This is a genomic window from Arthrobacter sp. 7Tela_A1 (assembly GCF_049311065.1).
GTDB lineage: Bacteria > Actinomycetota > Actinomycetes > Actinomycetales > Micrococcaceae > Arthrobacter_B.
This window is the reverse complement of sequence record NZ_JAXIOO010000026.1, coordinates 23,149-45,275: the sequence shown is the minus strand read 5'-3', so window position 1 is coordinate 45,275 and position 22,127 is coordinate 23,149. Positions and strand designations below refer to the sequence as shown.

19 protein-coding genes and 2 tRNA genes are annotated in these 22,127 nt (G+C 65.9%); 11 read left to right on the top strand and 10 right to left on the bottom strand.

The window, feature by feature from the left end:
* Positions 1 to 40: 40 nt before the first annotated feature.
* The gene (locus tag TVB01_RS11765; protein ID WP_422456092.1) at positions 41 to 1,936 is read right to left on the bottom strand and encodes a phosphoenolpyruvate carboxykinase (GTP); all 1,896 of its coding nucleotides are present in this window, start codon (positions 1,934 to 1,936) and stop codon (positions 41 to 43) included.
* Between the two features lie 307 nt (positions 1,937 to 2,243).
* On the opposite strand from TVB01_RS11765, the gene TVB01_RS11760 reads away from it, so the two are divergent.
* Together TVB01_RS11760 and TVB01_RS11755 are read left to right on the top strand one after the other, a co-directional pair.
* Positions 2,244 to 2,319, top strand: a tRNA-Arg gene (locus TVB01_RS11760).
* 154 nt (positions 2,320 to 2,473) lie between these two features.
* Positions 2,474 to 3,898, top strand: a complete 1,425-nt coding sequence (locus TVB01_RS11755; protein ID WP_422456091.1) for a dihydrolipoyl dehydrogenase family protein — start codon at positions 2,474 to 2,476, stop codon at positions 3,896 to 3,898.
* Positions 3,899 to 3,901: 3 nt separating this feature from the next.
* On the opposite strand, the gene TVB01_RS11750 is transcribed toward TVB01_RS11755, so the two are convergent.
* From TVB01_RS11750 to upp, 3 genes are all read right to left on the bottom strand, one after another.
* Positions 3,902 to 4,429, bottom strand: coding sequence for a SixA phosphatase family protein (locus tag TVB01_RS11750; RefSeq protein ID WP_422456090.1), 528 nt, complete (start codon positions 4,427 to 4,429; stop codon positions 3,902 to 3,904).
* Between the two features lie 167 nt (positions 4,430 to 4,596).
* On the bottom strand, positions 4,597 to 5,454 hold the full coding sequence (locus tag TVB01_RS11745) for a winged helix-turn-helix domain-containing protein (RefSeq protein WP_422456089.1): 858 nt from the start codon (positions 5,452 to 5,454) through the stop codon (positions 4,597 to 4,599).
* A 503-nt stretch (positions 5,455 to 5,957) separates the two neighbouring features.
* Positions 5,958 to 6,593, bottom strand: a complete 636-nt coding sequence (upp, locus tag TVB01_RS11740) for a uracil phosphoribosyltransferase (RefSeq protein ID WP_227896222.1) — start codon at positions 6,591 to 6,593, stop codon at positions 5,958 to 5,960.
* Positions 6,594 to 6,672: 79 nt separating this feature from the next.
* Here upp and tadA point away from each other — a divergent pair, with 79 nt between their 5' ends.
* The 3 genes from tadA (at position 6,673) to TVB01_RS11725 (ending at position 7,875) form a co-directional block, all read left to right on the top strand.
* Entirely contained in the window at positions 6,673 to 7,152 is a 480-nt protein-coding gene (gene tadA / locus TVB01_RS11735; RefSeq protein ID WP_422456088.1) for a tRNA adenosine(34) deaminase TadA, read from the top strand.
* Positions 7,153 to 7,211: 59 nt separating this feature from the next.
* Entirely contained in the window at positions 7,212 to 7,703 is a 492-nt protein-coding gene (locus tag TVB01_RS11730) for a pyridoxamine 5'-phosphate oxidase family protein (protein WP_422456087.1), read from the top strand.
* Between the two features lie 82 nt (positions 7,704 to 7,785).
* A tRNA-Ser gene (locus TVB01_RS11725) sits at positions 7,786 to 7,875 on the top strand.
* A 65-nt stretch (positions 7,876 to 7,940) separates the two neighbouring features.
* Here the strand turns inward: TVB01_RS11725 and TVB01_RS11720 are convergent.
* The 3 genes from TVB01_RS11720 to TVB01_RS11710 are packed head-to-tail and all read right to left on the bottom strand — an operon-like array spanning position 7,941 to position 10,362.
* Positions 7,941 to 8,933, bottom strand: a complete 993-nt coding sequence (locus tag TVB01_RS11720) for a phosphatidate cytidylyltransferase (RefSeq protein ID WP_422456086.1) — start codon at positions 8,931 to 8,933, stop codon at positions 7,941 to 7,943.
* Entirely contained in the window at positions 8,930 to 9,670 is a 741-nt protein-coding gene (locus TVB01_RS11715) for a lysophospholipid acyltransferase family protein (RefSeq protein ID WP_422456085.1), read from the bottom strand. The genes TVB01_RS11720 and TVB01_RS11715 overlap by 4 nt, the downstream gene beginning before the upstream one ends.
* Complete coding sequence (locus TVB01_RS11710) at positions 9,667 to 10,362, bottom strand: CDP-alcohol phosphatidyltransferase family protein (RefSeq protein ID WP_422456084.1); 696 nt, start codon at positions 10,360 to 10,362, stop codon at positions 9,667 to 9,669. The genes TVB01_RS11715 and TVB01_RS11710 overlap by 4 nt, the downstream gene beginning before the upstream one ends.
* Positions 10,363 to 10,486: 124 nt before the next feature.
* Here TVB01_RS11710 and TVB01_RS11705 point away from each other — a divergent pair, with 124 nt between their 5' ends.
* Positions 10,487 to 11,092 carry a hypothetical protein gene (locus TVB01_RS11705; RefSeq protein ID WP_422456083.1) on the top strand — a complete coding sequence of 202 codons (606 nt, stop codon included), beginning with the start codon at positions 10,487 to 10,489 and terminating at the stop codon, positions 11,090 to 11,092.
* A gap of 12 nt (positions 11,093 to 11,104) precedes the next feature.
* Here the strand turns inward: TVB01_RS11705 and TVB01_RS11700 are convergent, their stop codons facing one another.
* Positions 11,105 to 12,133, bottom strand: a complete 1,029-nt coding sequence (locus TVB01_RS11700; RefSeq protein WP_422456082.1) for a DUF808 domain-containing protein — start codon at positions 12,131 to 12,133, stop codon at positions 11,105 to 11,107.
* A gap of 152 nt (positions 12,134 to 12,285) precedes the next feature.
* On the opposite strand from TVB01_RS11700, the gene TVB01_RS11695 reads away from it, so the two are divergent.
* A complete protein-coding gene (locus tag TVB01_RS11695) occupies positions 12,286 to 12,612 on the top strand; it encodes a DUF1905 domain-containing protein (RefSeq protein ID WP_422456081.1) in 327 nt (108 codons plus the stop codon).
* A gap of 35 nt (positions 12,613 to 12,647) precedes the next feature.
* Here the strand turns inward: TVB01_RS11695 and TVB01_RS11690 are convergent, their stop codons facing one another.
* The gene (locus TVB01_RS11690; RefSeq protein ID WP_422456080.1) at positions 12,648 to 13,529 is read right to left on the bottom strand and encodes a patatin-like phospholipase family protein; all 882 of its coding nucleotides are present in this window, start codon (positions 13,527 to 13,529) and stop codon (positions 12,648 to 12,650) included.
* Positions 13,530 to 13,644: 115 nt separating this feature from the next.
* On the opposite strand from TVB01_RS11690, the gene rlmH reads away from it, so the two are divergent.
* From rlmH to putP, 3 genes are all read left to right on the top strand, one after another.
* Positions 13,645 to 14,100, top strand: coding sequence for a 23S rRNA (pseudouridine(1915)-N(3))-methyltransferase RlmH (gene rlmH, locus TVB01_RS11685; protein ID WP_422456079.1), 456 nt, complete (start codon positions 13,645 to 13,647; stop codon positions 14,098 to 14,100).
* Between the two features lie 91 nt (positions 14,101 to 14,191).
* A complete protein-coding gene (locus tag TVB01_RS11680; RefSeq protein WP_422456078.1) occupies positions 14,192 to 14,839 on the top strand; it encodes a DUF4232 domain-containing protein in 648 nt (215 codons plus the stop codon).
* Positions 14,840 to 15,005: 166 nt separating this feature from the next.
* Entirely contained in the window at positions 15,006 to 16,508 is a 1,503-nt protein-coding gene (gene putP, locus TVB01_RS11675) for a sodium/proline symporter PutP (RefSeq protein WP_422456077.1), read from the top strand.
* An 84-nt stretch (positions 16,509 to 16,592) separates the two neighbouring features.
* Here putP and TVB01_RS11670 read toward each other — a convergent pair whose 3' ends face one another.
* A complete protein-coding gene (locus TVB01_RS11670; protein ID WP_422456076.1) occupies positions 16,593 to 17,090 on the bottom strand; it encodes a hypothetical protein in 498 nt (165 codons plus the stop codon).
* A gap of 186 nt (positions 17,091 to 17,276) precedes the next feature.
* On the opposite strand from TVB01_RS11670, the gene TVB01_RS11665 reads away from it, so the two are divergent.
* Positions 17,277 to 22,097 (top strand): ATP-dependent helicase, encoded by a 4,821-nt coding sequence (locus TVB01_RS11665; protein ID WP_422456075.1) that lies wholly within the window; start codon positions 17,277 to 17,279, stop codon positions 22,095 to 22,097.
* Positions 22,098 to 22,127 lie beyond the last annotated feature (30 nt).

Here is a 22,127-nt window from a genome sequence, read left to right as displayed (position 1 = left end):
CGCACTCACTGAGTGCGGGGCCCGGCCTTTTGCCTTGAGGCTACTTCGCCGCGGCGAAGCGCTCCTTGAGTTCTGCCAGCTTGGCCGAGAGCTCTTCGGGCAGTGACGCACCAAAGCGGGCGTACCACTCGTCGATCCCGGCCAGCTCGGTCTCCCATTCAGCCGGATCCACGCGCACAGCTGCTTCGACGTCGGCCGGAGTCATGTCCAGGCCCTTGAGGTCGATCGAATCGCCGGTCGGGACAAACCCGATCGGGGTCTCGACGGCGTCAGCCTTGCCTTCCAGGCGCTCGATGACCCACTTCAGCACACGGGAGTTGTCCCCGAAACCGGGCCAGGCGAAACCGCCGTCGGCGGTGCGCCGGAACCAGTTGACCAGGAAGATGCCGGGCAGCTTGTCCTGGTTGGCCTTGCCGCTGAGGGTGATCCAGTGCTTGAGGTAGTCACCGGCGTCGTAGCCCATGAACGGCAGCATGGCCATCGGGTCGCGGCGGACCACACCCACGGCGCCGGCCGCGGCCGCCGTCGTCTCGGAGGAGAGCGTGGAGCCCATGAAGATGCCGCTGGTCCAGTCGCGTGCCTGGGTGACCAGGGGAACGGTGGTCTTGCGGCGGCCGCCGAAGAGGATGGCCGAAACCGGCACACCGTCCGGGGAGTGGTATTCCTCGGCCAGCATGTCGATCTGGTCGATCGGCGTGCAGAAGCGCGAGTTCGGGTGGGCAGCCGGGGTGCCAGATTCCGGGGTCCAGTCGTTTCCGCGCCAGTCCGTCAGGTGCGCCGGCGCTTCGTCGGTCATGCCCTCCCACCAGACGCCGCCGTCGTCGGTCAGCGCGACGTTGGTGAAGATGGAGTTGCCCTTGGCGATCGCGCGCATGGCGTTGGGGTTGGTGCTCCAGCCGGTGCCCGGTGCGACGCCGAACAGGCCCGCCTCAGGGTTCGTGGCGCGAAGTTCGCCGTCGTGGCCGAAGCGCAGCCAGGTGATGTCGTCACCCAGGGTTTCGACCTTCCAGCCCTCAACCGTGGGGTCCAGCAGCGCCAGGTTCGTCTTGCCGCAGGCAGAGGGGAACGCCGCGGAAACGTAGTAGTCCTTCTTCTCCGGGCTGGTGAGCTTGAGGATGAGCATGTGCTCGGCGAGCCAGCCCTCGTCCCGCGCCATGACGGAAGCGATGCGCAGGGCGTAGCACTTCTTGCCGAGCAGGGCGTTGCCGCCGTAGCCGGAGCCGTAGGAGTAGATGGAGCGGTCTTCGGGGAAGTGGACGATCCACTTCTCTTCGTTGCAGGGCCAGGCAACGTCGGCTTCACCCTCGGCCAGCGGCGCGCCGACGGAGTGCAGAGCCGGAACGAAGAAGGCATCCAGCTCTTCCATCTTGCGCAGGACGTCCGTGCCGATGCGGGCCATGATGCGCATCGAGGCGACGACGTACGCGGAGTCGGTGATCTCCACGCCGAACTTGGGGTCCTCTGCTTCCAGGTGGCCCATCACGAAGGGAATGACGTACATGGTGCGTCCACGCATGGAACCGGCGAAAAGGCCGTCCAGCTTGGCATGCATCTCCGCCGGGTCCATCCAGTTGTTGGTAAAGCCGGCGTCTTCCTTCTTCTCGGAGCAGATGAAGGTCTGCTCCTCGACCCGGGCAACGTCCTTAGGATCGGAGAACGCAGCGAAGGAGTTCGGGAAGGTCTCCGGGTTCAGGCGGGTCAGGGTGCCGGCTTCCACCAGCTCATCCGTCAGTGCCTTGTTTTCCTCTTCCGTGCCAGTCACCCAATAGACCCGGGCGGGCTGCGTCAGCTCGGCCACCTCCTGCACCCAGTCAAGCAGGGCACGGTGGGTGGTGGGTGCCTCGCTGGAGGCTCCCCGGTTCTTGCTGTCCTGCAACTGGCTAGGAGCAGCATTGCCGCTCTCATTGAGAACTAGCTGACGCGCGTCATCGCCCATGACTCTTCCCTTCGTTGGGTCAGTGGTGTTTTTTGATGCTATTTCGAAATCTGCTGCTTTCCAGCGGCGGGACGCTGCTGCCCAGTTGGTCGACCGCCCCGAAATTGCCGAGATTTCAACGGAAATCCAGCTTGCATCACCCACTTAAGTGACGAAGGTCATATAGACCGGTCTAGTGTTTTGCCGTAATGGAACCCGATTGGCGTTCTCCCCGCAACCCCGCTATAGTTATCTACGGCCAAACAGCCACGGAAGAACTTGAAGGAAGCCGGGGGAACCCGTCAACTTCTAGGATATTCCAAAGAATGCGTGCGTAGCTCAACGGATAGAGCATCTGACTACGGATCAGAAGGTTGGGGGTTCGAATCCCTTCGCGCGCACCACTGGAAACCCGGTCTGACCAGCAGCAATGCGGTCAGGCCGGGTTTTTTCATGCCATCTGCTGCGCAGCCTGCGCTTTCGGCCCGGCCCCCCGCCGCCCCTGCCGGCACCTTCGGGCCCTTGCCCCGGATCCGGACAGATGGAAGGCTCGGGCCCATGGCTGAAACCCTGGAAACAGACGTCATAGTTCTTGGCGCGGGCGCAGTGGGGGAAAACGCTGCGGCTCGCGTCGTGCAGGGCGGACTTGAGGCGATCCTGGTTGAATCCGCCCTGGTCGGCGGTGAATGTTCCTACTGGGCCTGCATGCCTTCGAAAGCACTCCTGCGGCCCGGCACCGCGCTGGAGGAGGCCAGGGCCGTTGCTGGAAGCCGCCAGGCCGTGACCGGTTCGCTCGATGTCCCCGCCGTCCTTGGCCGCCGGGACTCCTTCACGTCCGGGTGGGACGACGCCGGCCAGGTCGAGTGGGTGAAAGAAACCGGGATAGGCCTGGTCCGCGGCCGGGCACGGCTCACCGGTGAACGCCGCGTCGAAGTACGTGACGACGCCGGAGTCCGGGCAGGCATCCAGGCCCGCCACGCCGTCGTCCTGGCCACAGGCTCGGCGCCGGTGACGCCGCCTTTGGATGGTCTGGACCAGATCGACTTCTGGGGAACAGCTGACGCCACGTCCTCACAGGAAGCACCTCCCAGGCTCCTGGTCGTTGGCGGAGGCGTCGCAGGGACTGAACTGGCGCAGGCCTATGCCCGGCTGGGGTCCGAGGTGACGATGCTGGTGCGGCACGGCCTGCTGGACATGTTCCCGCGGCCCGCCGCTGAGCTGGTGGCCGCGTCGCTGCGGTCCGACGGGGTGGAAATCCTCACCGGCACCGCCGCGGACCGGGTCTTCGAGGATGGGTCGGGCGCCGTCGTGCTGGCGCTGCCGGGCGGAGACCTCCTCTACGGCGACCGGCTGCTGGTGGCGACCGGCCGGCATCCCGCGCTTGACGGACTCGGCCTGGAAGACCTCGGTCTGGACCCGCACGCCCTGTCCTGCGATGACAGCGGCCTTGTCGCCGAAGCCGGGAACTGGCTGTACGTTGTGGGCGATGCTGCCGGGAAGGTGCTGCTGACGCATCAGGGAAAGTACGAGGCCCGTGCCACTGGAGCGGCGATCGCTGCGAGGGCCAGCGGCGAGATCGGCTTTGGCGAGCCTCCGCGATGGAGCCGCTACGCTGCGACGGCGGACCACGCTGCCGTTCCCCAGGTGGTCTTTACCGATCCCGAAGTTGCCATGGTGGGCCTGCGGCCGGACCAGGCGAAGGAGCGCGGCATCCGCGCCTCTGAAACGTCCCTGCCGATCAGCGTGGCTGGGTCCGCATTGTTTGCCGACGGCTACGAGGGCTGGGCCCAGATGGTGGTCGATGAGGACAGGGGTATCCCGGTCGGGTTCACTTTTGCCGGTCCCGGTGTTGCGGAGCTGCTGCATGCTGCGACTATCGCCGTCACCGGGGAAGTACCCCTGGAACGGCTCTGGCACGCTGTCCCGGCGTACCCGACCATCAGTGAAATCTGGCTCCGGCTGCTGGAGAAGTACGGACTCTGATCCTCAGCCGCGGGGAACGGCGAAGTGGGTGATCTTCGCGTCGCGGCCGTCCAGCTCCGCCCACGGAACCTCCACTTCCATGACAGTGAGTCCCGACGTCGGATACCGGGTGGCCATATCCATGACTGCGTCTTCATTCGAGGAGACCGAGGCAAGCCGCATGGCCAGTTCCTGGACGCCGGGCATGTGCGCAATCACCAGGAGGCTGGTGACGGTTTCCGGGACATGGTTGATAACGCTCAGGATGGACGACGCCGAGGCATCGTAGAGTCGGTCCTCGAGTTTGGCGGTGGGGGCTTTGTCGCCGAGTTCGTCGCAGACCCAGGTGCACGTTTGGCGGGTGCGCAGGGCGGAGGAACAGAGAATGAAGTCCGGGACGGCGTCGTGCTCCCGCATCCAGATCCCTGCCTGCGGCGCATCGCGGTGCCCGCGGCCGGAGAGCGGGCGCTCATGGTCGGACGTGACTTCGCGCGGCCAGTCTGCCTTGGCATGCCTCAGCAGCATGAGTTTCTTGATGTGGTGGCCGCTCATGGGCCAAGTCTATCCGCGCCCGGTTGCGGGGCGTTCCGCTTCCGGCCCGGTCAGTTCTATCCCGGTCAGTTCCAGTCCGGCCAGCTCCCCACCATCGAGAGGGCAGTTACGGCTGCTTTCAGGGCTGAAACCGGCCGTAACTGCCCTCTCGATGGGAAAGGGTGTCGCTAGATGCTGTATTCCGGAGCAGCCCAGACAACAACCTCGGGGTGCTCGTAGAAGCGGTAACCCTGTCCGCGGACCGTGCGGACCGTGTTGGCAAGGCGTCCCAGCTTGGAACGCAGGCGGCGGATGTGGACGTCGATCGTCCGCTCGTTGGGCACTTCCTCGGCATTGCGCCAGAGGCCGGAGAGCAGCTCTTCGCGCCCTACCGTGCGGGAGGCGTTCTCCACCAGGTAATTCAGGAGTTCAAACTCCTTGAAGGTCAGGTTCAGCGTTTCGCCGTCCAGGTGTACCTCGCGCCGGGACAGGTCGATCAGCACGCCGGAGGGGCGGGGCGCGGTCGGCTGGACGGGAGCCGGTGCGGAGGCTTCCTGCCGCTGGCGGCGGCTGACGGTGGGATCTCCCAGCGCCTGGCGCACGACGTCGATGTCTGTTCCGGAGGCACCGGCTGGAGCGAGCGCAACCGCGGCGTGGCTCTGGGCGCCCGGAACCAGGGTCTGGACGTGTGCACGCATTTCCTGGGCAAGCTTGGTGAGGGTTGTGCCGTTGGCGGCAGCAGTGTCTTCGTCGAGGCCGACGTAGATGACAAAGCCGCGGGCGACCGTGTCACTGGCCACCGGCTGCGGGCCGGGGATGCCTGACGGCGCCACAACAGGGGTGGGGGCGGTCATGGGCAGACCGTCCGGGCTCATTGCGCCCAGTGGACGGGAACCGGTGGGAATGACCTGGCCTGGGAACTGCTGCAAGGCACCCGGGGCGCCAAAGGGCCGGAACCCGGGCGCTGCCTGGCGTGGAGGCATTCCCGCCGAGCGGGTCTGTGCGTTGCGGAGGGAGATGTGGACGTACCCGGATGCTACTGACATTTTGGGACCTCATGGTGAATTGCCGTCAGACGGCTCTATGCAGGGGGTGTTCCCGGTCGAGACGGCGCAGGGGTTGCGCCCTTTCGGTGGGCTGGTGTGGTGCCGCGGACGGGGGGTGGTGTCCTAGGCCTGCAATCAACGACAGCAGCTCTTCTGGCTGGCACGGGTGCCAGGAAGAAGATCTGCGACACATGCTGTCGTGTGGATGTTCACGTTACGGATTATTGCATGTAATAAAGCTATTCGCACAAGTAACAATGGTTACCCAGTCTCACATAGTGGACACATGTGACCGTTTTGTGACAGAACTCACCAGATAATGCATCATTCGCGCCCGTTGCCCCTGGTCTACATCGGCGCAAGAACCCATGTTCCATAAGGCACAACGGTGAAATTGCCACTTAAAGAACTGAGCGACTCATAAGCCTGCTTATGAGCCGCTCAGTGTCAAGCGAGATAGCCGCTGTCCACATAATGGACATTTGCGCCAACCCGTCGGGCGCCTAGTGCACAATCCCGTAGAGACGGTCTCCCGCATCTCCGAGACCCGGCACGATGTACGCCTTTTCGTCAAGCCGTTCATCGATGGACGCCAGGACGATGGTGACGTTGGCGTCTGCGAGTTCTTCCTCCAGGACGCTCAGGCCTTCGGGTGCACCCAGCAGGCAGATGCAGACGATCTCCGCTGCTCCGCGCTGGAAGAGGAACTTAATGGCTTCGCGCAGGGTGCCGCCGGTGGCAAGCATCGGATCCAGGACGAAGACCTGCCGGCCGGTCAGGTCGTCCGGAAGGCGCTCCGCATAGGTAATGGCTTCGAGGGTCTCTTCATTGCGTGCCATGCCCAGGAACCCGACTTCGGCGGTGGGGACCAGCCGGGTCATGCCTTCGAGCATGCCGAGGCCGGCACGCAGGATCGGAACAACCAGGGGCGTGGGCTTCACCAAGCCGGTTCCCACGGTCGAGGTGACCGGGGTTTCGATGTTCACGGGCTCTACCCGGACATTGCGGGTGGCTTCGTACGCCAGCAGGGTCACGAGTTCTTCGGTGAGCAGACGGAAAACCGGGGACGGGGTGTCCTTATCTCGGAGGACGGTCAACTTGTGGGCTACGAGGGGATGATCCACTACTAGTACGCGCATAAGTCCAAACTATCACCGCGGCCCCCGGTGAACCGGGCGAATTTGCGCCCCGGACTCAGGGATGAGGGACCATAGGCGTATGGATTTCATCACCCCCTCCCACGACGCCTGGATGGGGATGGCCCTGGACCAGGCGCGTGCCGCCCTGGCGACGTCGGATGTCCCGATCGGCGCCGTCGTCATCGGCCCCGGCGGGGAGGTCCTGGGAACCGGGCGCAACGAGCGGGAGGCGACCGGGGACCCAACCGCGCACGCAGAGGTTGTGGCCCTCCGCGAGGCTGCCCAGGCGCTCGGCGAGTGGCGGCTGGCCGGCTGCACCCTTGTGGTCACGCTCGAACCATGCGCAATGTGCGCCGGGGCCATTGTGCTCGCCCGGGTCCCCCGCGTGGTGTTCGGGGCCTGGGATGAGAAGGCCGGGGCGTCCGGATCGGTGTTCGATATTCTTCGCGAACCCCGCCTGAATCACTGGGTGGAGGTCTTCCCCGGCGTGCGGGAAGAGGAATGCGCGGACCTGCTTCGGAGCTTTTTCGGCTCACGGCGTATCGCGGGGAGTACCTAGAGCGGCTAGTAATCAGTAGGCTTGCTGTCGTTCAGTTACCTCGGCAGCAAGGAGCAGGCATGACTTCCCAGGAGCAGCAGGCAGGAATCGACCGCGTAGTGAAAATCCTTGAGCACGCAAGCATCGGGAACCTCACCACCGTCGATCTGGACGGGAAACTGGTCAGCCGTCCGCTGGAACTGCAGGAAACGGATTCGGACGGCAATCTGTGGTTCTTCACCCAGGACCCCTCCCCCAAGGCTGACGAGATCCGCAACAACCCCAACGTCAACGTCTCCATTGCCGACAAAAAGGGCTACCTTTCCATCAGCGGCCGAGCCGAGATCTCCCGGGACCAGGAGAAGATCCAGGAACTCTGGAAGGCTTCCGCCGCGGCGTGGTTCGAACAGGGCCGTGAAGACCCCACCATCGCCCTGATCAAGGTCAACAGTGATACCGCCGAATACTGGATATCCGACGAGCCGAAGGTTGCCAGCATCTTCAAGATCGCCAAGAGCTCCGTCACCGGGGACACCCCGGACATCGGCAAGAACGACGTCGTCGACCTGTAGGTGCGCAGCGGCACCTGAGGCGGACTCAAGCAAGCGGGACGTTTTGGGCTTGAGGCCCCGGACCCGGTAAGGTTGACGCGTTGGTGACGTGTCCGAGCGGCCGAAGGTGCAACACTCGAAATGTTGTTTGGTGTAAAAGCCAACGTGGGTTCAAATCCCACCGTCACCGCCACTGAGAAAGGCCCCGGTTCCCTTGTAAACAAAGGGAAGCGGGGCCTTCGCTTTTCCGTGCCCACGTCAGGTGTAGAAGAAGCGCACGGCGTGAAAGAAGACCGGTGCCGCAAAGCAGAGCGAGTCCAGGCGGTCCATGATGCCTCCGTGGCCGGGGATCGTGGAGCCGAAGTCCTTGATGCCGCGGTCCCGCTTGATGGCAGACATCACCAGGCCGCCGGCGAAGCCCATCACACAGGAGATGAAAGCCAGGAGCCCGGCCATCAGCGGAGTGAACGGTGTGATCCACCATAGGGCAGCACCGAGGGCGGTGGCCGACAGCACTCCCCCGATGAATCCTTCCCAGGTCTTGTTGGGACTCACGCTCGGCGCGATCGGATGCTTCCCGAGCGTCTTACCCCACACGTACTGCAGCACGTCAGAGCCCTGCACCACGATCAGCAGGAACAGCAGCAGGTGCGCGCCGGTAGCCCCGCCGGTCCCAGGCGCCGAGCCTTCGGCCGCGTCCCGCCCTGCCTCCATGGCCACCGGAAGCTGCAGGAGCGCCGGGGCATAGCTGATGGCGTAAACGCAGACCATCAGCGCCCACTGAATGACCGCGGTCCGCTGCAGGAACCCGGTGGTCTGCCCGGCGAGTGCATTGCGCGCCGGCAGGAAGAGAAAGGCGTACACCGGGATGAACACACTGAACATGCCGTACCAGTGTTCCCACAGGAACCAGTAGTGCACCGCGGGGATGATGAACACCAGCCACACGAGCGCTTTGTGATCTCCTCGTCCGGTCGGTGAGATGGTGATGAACTCGCGCAGCGCCAGCAGGGACAGCACCAGAAACAGCACGATCGTCACTGTCTCGCCGGCTGCCAAAACAGCGCCCAGCAGCGCGGCCATCAACCACCAGGCGTTGATGCGCTGCTTGAGGTTCACGATGGTGCTCGTGTTGCCCACTCGGCGCCCCAGCAGCCACGCGATCCCGGAAGCCACTACTAAAACCAGGACGACGCCGCCGAGGAGTTTGAGCGACGACGAGTCCAGCAGACCCAGTTCCCAATCGCTCACGGATTGTCCTGCCGAGCCTGGCGAGGAGCGGCCGAGGGGCCGTCGCCTTCTCCGGGGGAATCTGCGGGTTGCGGGCCCTGATGCTTCGCCAGGCTTTCCACGAGGACCTGGCGGGCACGGGCCAGGAACGTCTGCCTGTCCTCATTGGGCTCCAGGTGGAGCGGCTCGCAGAAGATGACAGTCGAGAGGTGAGGCACCGGGATCATCTCACCTTTGGGGAGGATCCTGCCGAGGTTGGCAAGCGTCACGGGGACCACGGGTATCTCGGGGTGGAGTCGTGCCAGTTTGTACAGTCCGCCGTGAAATTGGGCGATGGTGTCACCTTCGCCGCGGGTGCCTTCAGGAAAGATAATCAGCGAGTCACCGGCTGCCAGCACCTCCGCCATGCCCTCTACCTGGCCTTTGGGGCTGACCCCCGAGTCCGACGTGCGCTGCCGGCGGCTGCTGGAGCCGTGGCGGTCAACCAAATAGGCGTTGAAGATCCGCTCGGCAAAGGCCTTGCGCACCCCGGAGCCCCAGTAGTCCTTGGCAGCCACCGGGCGGGCGCGCTGCTGAAGCTCTGCCGGCAGCGCGGCCCAGATGGTGAGGAAGTCCAGGTGGCTCGAATGGTTCGCGTAGTAGATGGCCTGCCCGGGAAGATCCGGTCCAGGTTCTCCGGCTGCCGTCACCACGCGCGCACCGGCGAAAGCGCTGATGAGTCTGGCGAGGCTGCGCCGGGAAGTCCTGCCCACGTTCATGATGGCAAGTCCTTGCTACGGGAACGCAGCACAGCGCTGACCCGGCGCAACCGGCGCATACACGTGAACAGGGAACCCAACGCGATGAGGGCCAGTGTGCCGAACAGCGCCCATCCTTCCGGCCATGGAAGCCAGGGTTCGGCGAGGGCTGCCAGGACGCCGATCATCAGCAGCCACATGCGGTGCGGTTTGGCCAACGGCCCGTCGAAGAAGTTTCCCGTGTCGAGGGCTGCCCCGAGGCAGCGGATGTAGGCAGTGAGTACGGCGAGTATCGCCGCAAGGAATCCCAGCGTCACTCCGAGATCCACTCGGCCGGCGGTCACCAGCCCGGCGGTGGCGATCCCTGCCGCCCCCAGGAACAGTACATCCGAGATCCGATCGGGCAGTTCATTGTAGATATCCCCGACCGGTGAGCTCATGCCTTTTTCTACCGCCAGCATTCCGTCGAGCATGTTCAACAACAAACGCAGCGGTATACAGGCAGCAGCCGCGGCAAGAAGGACAGCACGAATTACGGCGTCGCCGGTATAGGCCGAGCAGATAAGCGCCGCGGCGCCCGCTGCGGCGACTACCACTGAACCGACAGAGATTTGATTGGGGGTGAGTTTCGCCGCCGCGAGAATATCTGCTGATTTTGCCGCCCACCGGCTGCTGCGCTGCGGTATTTCCCGCCTATCCGTTCCGTGGCTCATGTGGAGTATCCGTTCATTTTGCCTTGTGCCGTAGCTCATACGCTATTACGAGCCGACCGACGGAACCGGGAGCAACCCGCGATCAATCCCGTGGTTCACTTTCACCATTCATTACAGTGTGGGAATGAGAGCTCGGCGAAAATCAGCATTCACGAATGCTCTGCAGGATCACGGAATCGCCGGCGCCTGGGGTTTCGCAGAAGCGACGTTCTTCTTTGTGGTGCCCGATGTGTGGACCTCCTGGGTGGGTCTGCGCCGGCCGAAACGCGCTCTCGGCACCACGGTCTCAGCCCTCGGCGGCGCAATGGCCGGAGGGACAGTGACATATTGGTGGGCCCGCAAAGTGGCCGCAGACACCTCGCGTAAGGCGTTAGTGAAAATCCCGGCAGTCACGGATGCCATGATCAGCGAGGTGGAGGAGGAAATCGCCGTATCCGGGGCCTCTTCTTTGCTGCGGGGCCCCACCCGTGGTGTCCCCTATAAGCTCTACGCGCGGGCAGCCGGGCTGCAGCGGACCCCGCTCGTGACGTTTCTTGCCTGGAGCGTGCCCGGCCGAATGATCCGTTTCATCGTGGTGACAGCGGCAGTATCCGGGATTGCCGCGGTGGGCCGCCGCAGGTTTCCCGGCCTCTCTGAACGGAGCATCTCGACCGTGTTCTGGATGTGCTGGGGTGCGTTCTACGCGGTATTCATTCCGCTGAAGTCCCGCCGCGGGTCAACCCCGGCCTAACGGTCTTCCGCGTCAAACTCCCTGGCCGGCGTCCGTGTCCGGTTTCTCCGGCCGGTGCCCCGCGAGTGCGGCCCGGGTATCTCCGGGCTCGCGCGCATCCTTCTTCTTACCGAACGGGAGAACCTTCAGCAGCGGGGTCAGGATCGTCATGACGATCAGGCCCCAGGCCAGGCCGAGGATCGCTGAGCACAGGGTGTTCACCAGCCAGCCAAGGATCCCGCCCACCACCGCAATCCCGGCGACCGGGTGTTCCAAAGCATGGACCAGGTCATAGGGTGCATGCCAGCCGAGGTCGTACGCGCCCACCAGCATGATGTGCCCGCCCACCCAGAGCATGGCGATCGTCCCGACCAGGGTGATGGCAGCCAGTACACCAGGCATGCCCTTGACCAGCAGCCCGCCAACACGCTTGGAAGCGGCCGAGTCCTTAGATGCCAGGTGCAGGCCAATGTCGTCCATCTTGACGATCAGCCCAACAGCCCCGTAGACGAGGACCGTAATGGCAATCGCAACGACCACCAGGATCACGCCGCGGACCCAAATGGACTCAGCTGCCACCTCGTTCATGGAGATAACCATGATTTCGCAGGACAGGATGAAGTCGGTGGTGATGGCGCCCTTGATGACCTTGGATTCGGCTCCGGGGCCCCGGTCCACGGCAGGTTTCTCCTTGGCCTCGTGGTGGCCGAAGAACTTGTGCCAGACCTTTTCCGCGCCCTCGTAGCAGAGGTAGGTACCGCCGAGCATGAGGATGAACGGGATGATGCCGGGAATGAAGGCGCTGACCAGCAGCAGTGCCGGCAGGATGATGAGCAGCTTGTTGCGCAGCGAGCCCCAGAAGATCTTCTTGATCATCGGCAGCTCGCGGGACGGGTCCGCCCCGGACACGTACTGAGGCGTGACCGCGGCATCATCGATGACGACGCCGGCGGCCTTGGCTCCCGCTTTCGCGGCACCTGCCGCGATGTCGTCCACAGAGGCGGCCGCTATGCGGGCCAGGGCAGCGACGTCGTCCAGCAGGGCGACGAGTCCGCCGCTCACAGCCCGGCACCAACCGGTTCACGAACGGAAAGCTGGAAGTGGAGGGCGCCCTTCAGACGCGGAGTTGCCATACCGGAATTATACGGCCCGACCTGTCCCTTGCCGTGGCAACTCCCTTGCCGCCACGGGCCCGTGAAGCTAGCTTTCACGGCGTGGACACATCATTCAGCGGGGAGGTGTTCGAGTGGCGCGGCCCGTCGCCGTTCTACTGGGTCCTTCTATCCGAGGACGCCGTCGACTACGTACGCGGCCGCGCCTCCGAAGCCACGTACGGGTGGGGCGCAATCCCTGTCTGTGTCCGGATTGGGGATTCCGGTTGGGAGACCTCGCTGCTGCCCCGCAGCGGAGGGTACGCCCTTCCCCTCAGGAAGGACGTCCGGCTCAGGGAACAGCTGTCCGACGGCGATACGGTGGCGGTCGGCTTGAGCGTGGCTCCCCGCCGGGGCCGTTCCGCGAATAGCCCCGGCCCGGCCTCCTGAACGCCGCGGGTCGGAGAGCCGGAACAACACGCGCCCTACGCCTCCCAGAAATCCCGCAGTGCCGCCGCCGCCTCGGCACCCTGCCGCCGTCCGGCAGCCGACGCCGGGATCCGGGTGGAGCGCAGCAGCGGATTCGCACCAAAGTCACGCAGTGCCGCTTCATCCGCCTCCACCACGAAGGTGTTGCTGTGCTGCTGGAGTTTCGCCAGTGCCTGCGGGAGGCTGGGGCCGAACGGGCTCATGGGGGCCTCCGGGCCTGAGGCCAGCACCAGCACCTTGCCGTACCCCTCGGCGACGTCGGCATTGGTGGCCGAGCGCATCCCGCCGTCCATATACTGCCGGCCCAGGATGGTGACCGGCGGCCACACCGTGGGCACGGCGCAGCTGGCGGCAATCGCGCGGGCCAGTTCGACGTCGGACATGGCATCGAGCACCGTGAACGAGCCGTCCTCCGCATCCACCACCGCAATCCCAAAGGGCTTGTCCGGCCATTGCTGCTGCGGCAGCAGGGAACGGATGCTGGAAACCCATTCCCCCTCGGTCATCACCGCGGGGGTGGTGCGCGCCAGCTGGCCTACCCTCGCCCGGGCTGCCTTCTCATCGCCGTCGCCGCGTCCCGCCGTTGCCGTCAGCTCAATAAAGGCCTCGCTGCTGAACCCGCTCGGATCCTGGTACGGCGCGTCGGTTCCTGGCCCGGCCAGCGCCGCCCCGGCGTCGTTGAGCTGTGCTGCCAAGACCTGGGGCAGCAGGCCGGCGCGCAGAGCGGCCCCGACCATCGAGCCGGCAGAAGTACCCACCACCAGATCCGCGGCGTTCACGTCGATGCCTTCTTCCAGCACCGCCGCCAGCACGCCCATCTCCCATGCGATCCCCGCTACTCCCCCGCCGCCAAGGACAACCGCCCGCGTTTGGCTCATGCTGCGCACTCCGTTCGTTTACGGCCCACTGCCCGGGAGTCTAAACCCGCGGACCGCCGCGGGGCAGCCGCGCCGCGTGTTTCTGCGCCGTCCGCTGCCGGTATTCAATAGAGGCATGGCATTACGTGTTCTGATGGTCGGCCGCAAGCACGAGGACTGGGTGGTTGACGGGATCCGCCGCTACGAGAAGCGGCTGAAGAAGCCCTTTGACCTGTCCTGGATTTCCATCCCGCATTCCGCGCGGGAAAACGACGCCGCCCGCAAAGAGGAATCGGAGCGGCTGCTGGCCAAGGTCGGCAGCGACTACGTGATCCTGCTCGATGAGCGCGGCAAAGCCATCACCTCGCCGCAGCTCGCGAAGACGCTGCAGAAGCCGCTGGACAGTTCGCGCAACGTCACCCTGATCATTGGCGGTGCCTACGGCGTGGACCAGAGCGTCCACGACCGCGCGGACTTTATCTGGTCCCTCTCACCGCTGGTGTTTCCGCATCAGCTGGTCCGCCTGATCCTCGCAGAGCAGGTCTACCGGGCACAGGAGATCGCCGCCGGGCGCCCGTACCACCATGAATAACCATCCGTCCCTTCCGTAACAATTCGGTGAGGTTCGGGGCGGACCCGCGGTGCGGTTTGACCGCGTCAGGTGACAGGTTCAGGGTGAACTCATGACAACCACGGCCGCCCGAACCCCGCTCCTCCTTTCCTCCGGTCTGCTTGTCGCAGCGCTGGTTCTGGCAGGCTGCGGGGGCAGCAACAACGCTGATGAGTCAGCGTCCCCCACTCCGTCAGCCGGCACGACGGCTACCGCCTCACCGAGCGCCTCCCCAACTGGCCCCGGCAGTGCCACGGCGGCACCCGAAACGTCTGTCCCTTCTTCCCTAGAGGGCGCCGCCCCCTGCACGGCGGACAAACTCTCCGCAGCAATCGAAGACACCCCCGGCGGAGGTGCTGCCGGCAGCGTCTACCGCGACCTGGTATTGACGAACACCTCTTCCGAACCGTGCGCCACCTTCGGGTTCCCGGGCGTCTCCTATCTCGGGATATCCGGGACACAGGTCGGTGCACCGGCTACCCGTTCCAGCGGGACCGATGCCGTAACCGTGATCCTGGCTCCGGGGCAGTCCGCTGTTGCAGCACTCCGCGAAACCCGCCCGGAGAATTACGGCGAGGAGTGTTCATCGGTGTCGGTTTCCGGTCTCCGCATTTTCCCCCCGGAAGACACTGCCCACCTCAATATTGCCCGTGCCGGATACGGCTGCAGCAACGAAGAAGTCGAGCTTTTGGAGGTCGGTCCGCTCACCGGTCCGCGCTAACACAGGGCGCCGTCGTCAGCCAATTCCAGCAGATGGCAAATTGGCGGACATGTTCCGCGCTTGGCATACTTATGGGCACTTGTGGCCTGCGCCACCGTAGTTGTTCGGTGTGCGCGGGCCGCCCTGACCCTTACCGACGCGATACGGAACTGACCGGAACGGCTACATGACTGACGAAACGTACAAGCTGATTGCTCTGCTCACTTACATGGCCGCCATGCTGGCCATCGGGTGGTGGGCCTACCGCCGCACCTCCAACCTGGACGACTACATGCTGGCCGGGCGGGGGCTGAAGCCAGGTGTCGCAGCACTCAGCGCGGGCGCTTCAGACATGTCCGGCTGGCTGCTGATGGGACTGCCGGGCGCCATCTACCTCTCCGGACTCACCGAAGCCTGGATCGCCGTCGGGCTCACCATCGGTGCGTGGCTGAACTGGAAGTTCGTCGCCCCGAGGCTGCGCTCCTACACACTGGTGGCCAACAACTCGATTACGGTGCCGAGCTTCCTGGAGAACCGGCTGCAGGACCGCACGCGCCTGCTGCGCGTCGTTTCGGGCATCATCATCCTGGTCTTCTTCACCTTCTACGTCTCTTCCGGCATGGTGGCCGGCGGTGTCTTCTTCGAGAGTTCCTTCGGCTCCAGCTACACCACGGGCATGCTGATCGTGGGCGGCGTGACCATTGCCTACACCCTCTTCGGCGGGTTCCTGGGCGCCAGCTACACCGATGTGGTGCAGGGCCTGATGATGCTGATCGCGCTCATCGCCGTCCCGCTGGTTGGCATCTTCCTGGTGGGCGGACCGTCCGGCATGGCTGAGTCCCTGCGCGAAATCGATCCGGACATGCTTAACCCCATTGCCGGTACGACGGCGCTGGCCGTGATCTCGGCCCTCGCCTGGGGCCTGGGTTACTTTGGACAGCCGCACATCATCGTCCGTTTCATGGCGCTGCGCTCACCGGCTGACGCCGTTGCGGGCCGCCGCATCGGCGTGGGCTGGATGGTGCTCAGCGTTATCGGTGCCGTGTTCACGGCCCTGGTTGGCGCGGCCTGGTTCCAGCAGAATGACCTGACCCTCAGCGATCCCGAGGCCGTGTTCCTGAGCATGGCGCAGGCACTGTTCCACCCGCTGGTTGCCGGTTTTGTGCTGGCCGCCGTCCTGGCCGCGATCATGAGCACCATTTCCAGCCAGCTGATCGTCACTTCCTCCGCCCTGGTGGAGGACCTGTACAAGATCGTCGTGAAGAAGGACGCGTCCCAGCGCATGCTGGTGATGCTAGGCCGCGGTGCAGTGCTGGTGGTCTCCGTGGTCTCCATTCTCTTGGCACTGGACCGCAGCAACTCGATCCTGGATCTGGTGGGCTTCGCCTGGGCCGGCTTCGGAGCCGCCTTCGGTCCCACCATCCTGCTGTGCCTGTTCTGGCGCCGCCTCACCGCGGCCGGTGCCCTGACCGGCATGGCCGCCGGTGCCGTCACCGCGTTCGCCTGGGGCAGCTCGGAACTCTCCTCCACCCTGTACGAGATCATCCCGGGCTTCGCCGTGAACCTGCTCCTCGCCGTCGTCGTCAGCCTGTTCACCCGCGCTCCGGCCGGCATGGACAGCGACTTCGACGAGGCGCGGGATCTCGCCCGGCGCGGTGCCGAAGACCCGGAAACCGTTCCCGCACGCTAACGCACACTGGGGGGGGGGGGGGGGGGGGGGGGGGGGCGGGCCCCCCCCCCCCCCCCCGGGGCCGCTGGACGGGAGCTTGGATCCTCAGCCTTCGTCATCGTCCTCGTCGTCGTCCACGTCGTGCTCTGCTTCCGGGATTTCCGTGAGCAGCATGGTCCCTCCCCGGTAAACCACCCGCCACTCGAACCGCTGTTTCCAGCGCCCGCGGGTGACCAGCCGGTCCCATCCCAGACCGTAGGGAACGTACCACTCCAGCTGCCAGCCGGCGCGGAGCCTTACCAGTGCTGATTCCACCTCGGGAAACGCTTTCTGCCGTGCCGCCTCCTCGCGCCTGCGGAAGAAGGATTCCGGAATCCAGAGCGCGAATCCGAGCAGGAAGCAGACCACGAGCAGGTATCCCGCTGCCTCTCCGATCAGCGGGGGAAGCAGCCCGCTCAGGAGTACCAGCAGAATGGCCGGGAGCAGCAGTGCCCAGCTTGCGAGCATCAGCACCTGGGCCGTCATCCTCCGGCGCCGTGCCCGGGCCATCCGTGCGATGGCGGGACCGGTGACCTCCAAGGAACGAAGGGTGCTGCCGTCCATAATCCCCCGATGTACGTGAAACTGCTGGTGCAACCATCATCCTGCAGGCAGTCGCGGGAAACGCGGAAATCAGGGTCCGGGCGTGTATGCCCGTAGTTCCGCCGGCCCCGGAAGCAGCATTTAGCCGGGAGCCGAACGGACCGGAGGTGCGCCCCGCCTGTCAGTGCGGTGGTGAACAATGGGTGCATGACGTCGGCAGGCAGGGTGCTCCAGAAGTTCACTCCCGCCACCCGGGACTGGTTCACGGGGGCATTCACCGAGCCGACCGCTGCCCAGGTTGGCGCCTGGGATGCGATTTCCGGCGGTTCCAACGCGCTGGTGATCGCGCCCACCGGCTCCGGCAAGACCCTGGCTGCGTTCCTCTGGTCCCTGGACCGGTTCATCGCCGACGCCGCTGCCCAGCCGGACGTGCCGGAACCGGCCGGAACCGGCCGGTCACGCGCCCCCAAACGCAAGACGAAAGTCCTCTACATCTCACCGCTGAAGGCCCTCGGCGTGGACGTGGAGCGCAACCTCCGGGCTCCCCTGATCGGCATCACCCAAACTGCCAAACGGCTGGGACTGCCGGCACCGTCCATCACGGTAGGGGTCCGTTCCGGTGACACCCCGCAGAATGAACGCCGCGCCCTCCTGACGCGCCCGCCGGACATCCTGATCACCACCCCCGAATCCCTTTTCCTGATGCTCACGTCGCAGGCCCGGGAGACTCTCTCCGAAGTCGACACCGTCATCGTGGATGAGGTCCACGCCGTGGCCGGCACTAAACGCGGCGCCCACCTGGCCGTATCCCTGGCCCGGCTGGACGCAATGCTGGATAAACCGGTGCAGCGCATTGGCCTCTCCGCGACGGTCGAACCCCAGGAAACGGTGGCCCGCTTCCTAGGCGGCAACGCGCCGGTGAAGATCGTCGCGCCGGAATCGCGGAAGAACTGGAACCTCACCGTGACCGTCCCGGTGGAGGACATGACGGACCTCGGCGGCACTCCGGCCCAAGACACCGTTGAAGGTGGGTTCGCCCCCCAGGCCAGCATCTGGCCGCATGTGGAGGAGAAGATCGCCGACCTCATTGAGGCCAACCGCTCCACCATTGTCTTCGCCAATTCGCGGCGCCTGGCCGAAAGGCTCACCGCCCGGCTGAACGAGATCCACGCCTACCGCCTGGAAGCGGCACAGGCCGCCACAGGAACCGACGGCATGCCTGTTCCTGCAGCACCGGCCCGTCCGCCGGCGCAGCTGATGGCCCAGGCAGGTGTCTCCGTCCGTTCGCGGCAGGAGGATAGAGCTGGCGACGACGACACACCGGTCTTGGCCCGCGCCCACCACGGGTCCGTTTCCAAGGACCAGCGGGCCATGATCGAGGACGACCTGAAATCCGGCCGCCTGCGGTGCGTGGTGGCCACGAGTTCCCTGGAACTGGGTATCGACATGGGTGCCGTGGACCTGGTGGTCCAGGTTGAGTCCCCGCCGTCAGTGGCCAGCGGGCTGCAGCGCGTGGGGCGCGCCGGCCACCAGGTAGGGGAAATCTCCCAGGGCGTGATGTTCCCGAAGCACCGCGGCGACCTCCTCAATTCGGCAGTCACCGTGGAGCGGATGCTTGCCGGGCAGATTGAGCCCCTCTTCATCCCGGCTAACCCGCTGGACATCCTGGCGCAGCAGACGGTGGCTGCCACCGCCCTGGGGAGCATCGATGTGGAGGAATGGTTCGACGTCGTGCGCAGTTCCGCGCCCTTCGCCGGCCTGCCGCGTTCCGCGTTCGACGCGACCCTGGACCTGCTCTCCGGCCGCTACCCCTCGGACGAATTCGCCGAACTGCGGCCGCGCATCATCTGGGACCGGACCGAAAACACGATCACGGGCCGCCCGGGCGCCCAGCGGCTGGCTGTCACCTCCGGCGGGACGATCCCCGACCGCGGACTCTTCGGTGTGTACCTCGTGGGTGATTCGGAGGGCAAGAACAGCCGCCGGGTCGGTGAACTCGACGAGGAGATGGTCTACGAATCCCGGGTCGGCGACGTCTTCGCACTCGGAGCCACCAGCTGGCGGATCGAGGACATCACCCATGACAGGGTCCTGGTCTCCCCTGCCTTCGGCCAGCCGGGCAAGCTCCCCTTCTGGCGCGGAGATTCCCAGGGCCGGCCGGTGGAGCTGGGCCGTGCACTGGGCAAGTTCGTCCGCGAAATGGCGGGCACTTCAGAGCCTGCCGCGCTGGAACGGCTGGCCGCCGTCGGGCTGGACGAATGGGCCGCCGGAAACCTGGTTGCCTACCTCCGCGAACAGCAGCAGGCCACTGATGTGGTGCCCAGCGACCGGACGCTGGTGATCGAACGTTTCCACGACGAACTGGGCGACTGGCGGGTTGTCCTGCACAGCCCGTTCGGCATGCCCGTCCACGCTCCGTGGGCGCTGGCGGTTGGTGCGCGGCTGCAGCAGCGCTACGGGCTGGACGGCTCTGCCATGGCCTCCGACGACGGCATTGTGCTGCGGGTGCCGCTGATGGAGGACGAACCCCCGGGCGCCGAGCTGTTCCTGTTCGAACCGGACGAGCTCGAGGCAATCGTCACGGCTGAAGTCGGCGGATCGGCACTGTTCGCGTCCCGGTTCCGCGAGTGCGCCGCCCGCGCACTGCTGCTGCCCCGGCAGAACCCCGCCAAGCGCACCCCGCTCTGGCAGCAGCGGCAGCGCTCCGCCCAGCTGCTCGACGTCGCCCGCAAGTTCCCGACCTTCCCGATCGTGCTGGAGACCGTGCGCGAGTGCCTGCAGGATGTCTACGACCTGCCCGCGCTGAAGGAAATCGCGGCCGCCGTCGAGCGCCGCGAGATTCGGCTGGTGGAAACCACCACGCCGCAGCCTTCCCCGTTCGCACGGTCGCTGCTCTTCGGCTACGTCGGGGCCTTCCTCTATGAAGGCGACTCACCGCTGGCCGAGCGGCGGGCCGCCGCACTCTCGCTGGACCCGACCCTGCTCAATGAGCTCCTGGGCCGGGCCGAACTGCGCGAACTGCTGGACGCACGGATCATCGCGCAGACCGAAGCCGAGCTGCAGCGCCTCGCCCCGGACCGCCGGGCACGAGGGCTGGAAGGCGTCGCTGACCTGCTGCGCCTGTTGGGACCACTCACTGCTGCGGAAGTCGCTGAACGGCTGGAACCCGCGGACGGCGGAGGTTCGGAGCCCGCGACGGAGGCCGACGCCGAGTCGCTGCTGCGTGAACTCGTCCGCGCCAACCGTGCCCTGCAGGCCGGGATCGCCGGGACCCAGCGCTATGCCGCCATCGAGGACGCTGCCCGGCTGCGGGATGCCCTGGGTGTGCCGCTGCCCATGGGGGTTCCCCTGGCCTTCGTTGAGCCGGTACCGGATCCCCTGGGCGACCTGGTCGGGCGCTACGCCCGCACCCATGGCCCTTTTACCGCGGCGGAGGCGGCTTCCCGGCTGGGACTTGGCGTCGCCGTCGTCACGGCCACCCTGCAGCGGCTGGCCGGAGAGGGCCGGGTGGCGGAGGGTGAGTTCCGCCCCACGGAAGCGCAGGTGCTTGACGCGGCTTCGGGTGTGGACCAGTTCCCGCCCGCAGTGATCACGATGCCCGGCGCTCCGGCCGGCTCTGAATGGTGCGACGCCGAGGTGCTCCGCCGGCTGCGGCGGCGTTCCCTGGCAGCCCTGCGTTCCGACGTCGAGCCCGTGGACCCGCCCACCTACGGGCGTTTCCTGCCGGTCTGGCAGAACGTGGGTTCCTCGCTCAGGGGGCTCGACGGCGTCGCAACGGTGATCGACCAGCTCTCCGGGGTGCCGATTCCGGCATCGGCGTGGGAGCCGCTGATTCTGGGATCACGCGTGCGTGACTATGCGCCGTCGATGCTCGATGAACTCACCGCGACCGGGGAGGTAATTTGGTCCGGTACGGGATCGCTGCCCGGAAATGACGGCTGGATCTCGCTGCACCTGGCCGAGAACGCAGCGCTGACCCTGAACCCTGATCCCGACTTTGCCCCCTCTGACCTGCAGCGCCGGCTCCTGGACCTGCTCTCCGGTTCCGGTGCGTACTTCTTCCGGCAGATTGCCGAGGCCGTGAACAGCACACCGCTGCAGGACGGCAGCTCCCTGCTTCCTGACTCCGAGATCATCACCGCCCTCTGGGAGCTGGTGTGGGCGGGCCGGATCACCAACGACACGTTCACGCCGGTGCGTTCGCTGCTGGCTGGCGGAAAAACGGCACACAAGCAGCGGGCTTCGACTCCGCGGGCGCGCACAGCCCGGTTGGGACGGCTGGGCCGCACACCGCGGGGAACCCTGAGCAGCTCTTCGCTGCGGCTTGCCGGCGAGCAGAGTCTTCCGGCACGCGGCCCGGTGCCGCTGGTCGCCGGGCGCTGGAGCCTGCTGCCGGCGGTGGAAACGGACACCACCGTCCATGCCCATGCCACGGCCGAGCTGCTGATGGACCGGTACGGCATCCTCACCCGGGGTTCTGTTGCCAGCGAGGGTGTTCCCGGCGGGTTCGGGCTGCTGTACAAGGTGCTGGCGCGGCTCGAGGAAATGGGGCGCTGCCGCCGCGGTTACTTCATTGAGCAGCTGGGTGCGGCGCAGTTCGCTGTTCCCGCAACCGTTGACCGGCTCCGCTCCTTCTCGCGTGAGAACCAGCTGGCGGTGCCCGAACCCCAGGCTGTGGCGCTAGCAGCAACAGACCCTGCAAACCCGTACGGCGCTGCCCTGCCGTGGCCAACCTCCGACGGCGGGCATCGTCCCGGCCGGAAGGCCGGCGCCCTGGTGGTGATGGTCGACGGCGCGCTGGTCCTCTACGTGGAGCGCGGCGGCAAGACCCTGCTCACCTACACCGACGACGCCGAGACCCTGGTGCTCGCGGCGGCAGCCCTGGTGGGCATCATCCGGCGGGGCGCCGCGGAGAAAATGGCGGTGGAGAAGGCCAACGGCGCCGATGTGCTGGACACCCCGGTGGCCACGGCGCTGATGGCTGCCGGTTTCTATTCGACGCCGAAGGGACTGCGCTACCGTGTATAAGCCATTTCCCCCGTGCGGCGCCGGAGCACA

Bases quoted from the DNA above. Each gene is read 5' to 3' on its own strand.
- tadA (WP_422456088.1), top strand. From the start codon at position 6,673: ATGGATTTCATCACCCCCTCCCACGACGCCTGGATGGGGATGGCCCTG.
- rlmH (WP_422456079.1), top strand. From the start codon at position 13,645: ATGGCATTACGTGTTCTGATGGTCGGCCGCAAGCACGAGGACTGGGTG.
- TVB01_RS11750 (WP_422456090.1), bottom strand. From the start codon at position 4,429: ATGAGCGGCCACCACATCAAGAAACTCATGCTGCTGAGGCATGCCAAG.
- upp (WP_227896222.1), bottom strand. From the start codon at position 6,593: ATGCGCGTACTAGTAGTGGATCATCCCCTCGTAGCCCACAAGTTGACC.
- TVB01_RS11665 (WP_422456075.1), top strand. From the start codon at position 17,277: ATGACGTCGGCAGGCAGGGTGCTCCAGAAGTTCACTCCCGCCACCCGG.
- TVB01_RS11690 (WP_422456080.1), bottom strand. From the start codon at position 13,529: ATGAGCCAAACGCGGGCGGTTGTCCTTGGCGGCGGGGGAGTAGCGGGG.
- TVB01_RS11765 (WP_422456092.1), bottom strand. From the start codon at position 1,936: ATGGGCGATGACGCGCGTCAGCTAGTTCTCAATGAGAGCGGCAATGCT.
- TVB01_RS11680 (WP_422456078.1), top strand. From the start codon at position 14,192: ATGACAACCACGGCCGCCCGAACCCCGCTCCTCCTTTCCTCCGGTCTG.
- TVB01_RS11745 (WP_422456089.1), bottom strand. From the start codon at position 5,454: ATGTCAGTAGCATCCGGGTACGTCCACATCTCCCTCCGCAACGCACAG.
- TVB01_RS11710 (WP_422456084.1), bottom strand. From the start codon at position 10,362: ATGAGCCACGGAACGGATAGGCGGGAAATACCGCAGCGCAGCAGCCGG.
- TVB01_RS11705 (WP_422456083.1), top strand. From the start codon at position 10,487: ATGAGAGCTCGGCGAAAATCAGCATTCACGAATGCTCTGCAGGATCAC.
- TVB01_RS11755 (WP_422456091.1), top strand. From the start codon at position 2,474: ATGGCTGAAACCCTGGAAACAGACGTCATAGTTCTTGGCGCGGGCGCA.
- TVB01_RS11670 (WP_422456076.1), bottom strand. From the start codon at position 17,090: ATGGACGGCAGCACCCTTCGTTCCTTGGAGGTCACCGGTCCCGCCATC.
- putP (WP_422456077.1), top strand. From the start codon at position 15,006: ATGACTGACGAAACGTACAAGCTGATTGCTCTGCTCACTTACATGGCC.
- TVB01_RS11715 (WP_422456085.1), bottom strand. From the start codon at position 9,670: ATGAACGTGGGCAGGACTTCCCGGCGCAGCCTCGCCAGACTCATCAGC.
- TVB01_RS11730 (WP_422456087.1), top strand. From the start codon at position 7,212: ATGACTTCCCAGGAGCAGCAGGCAGGAATCGACCGCGTAGTGAAAATC.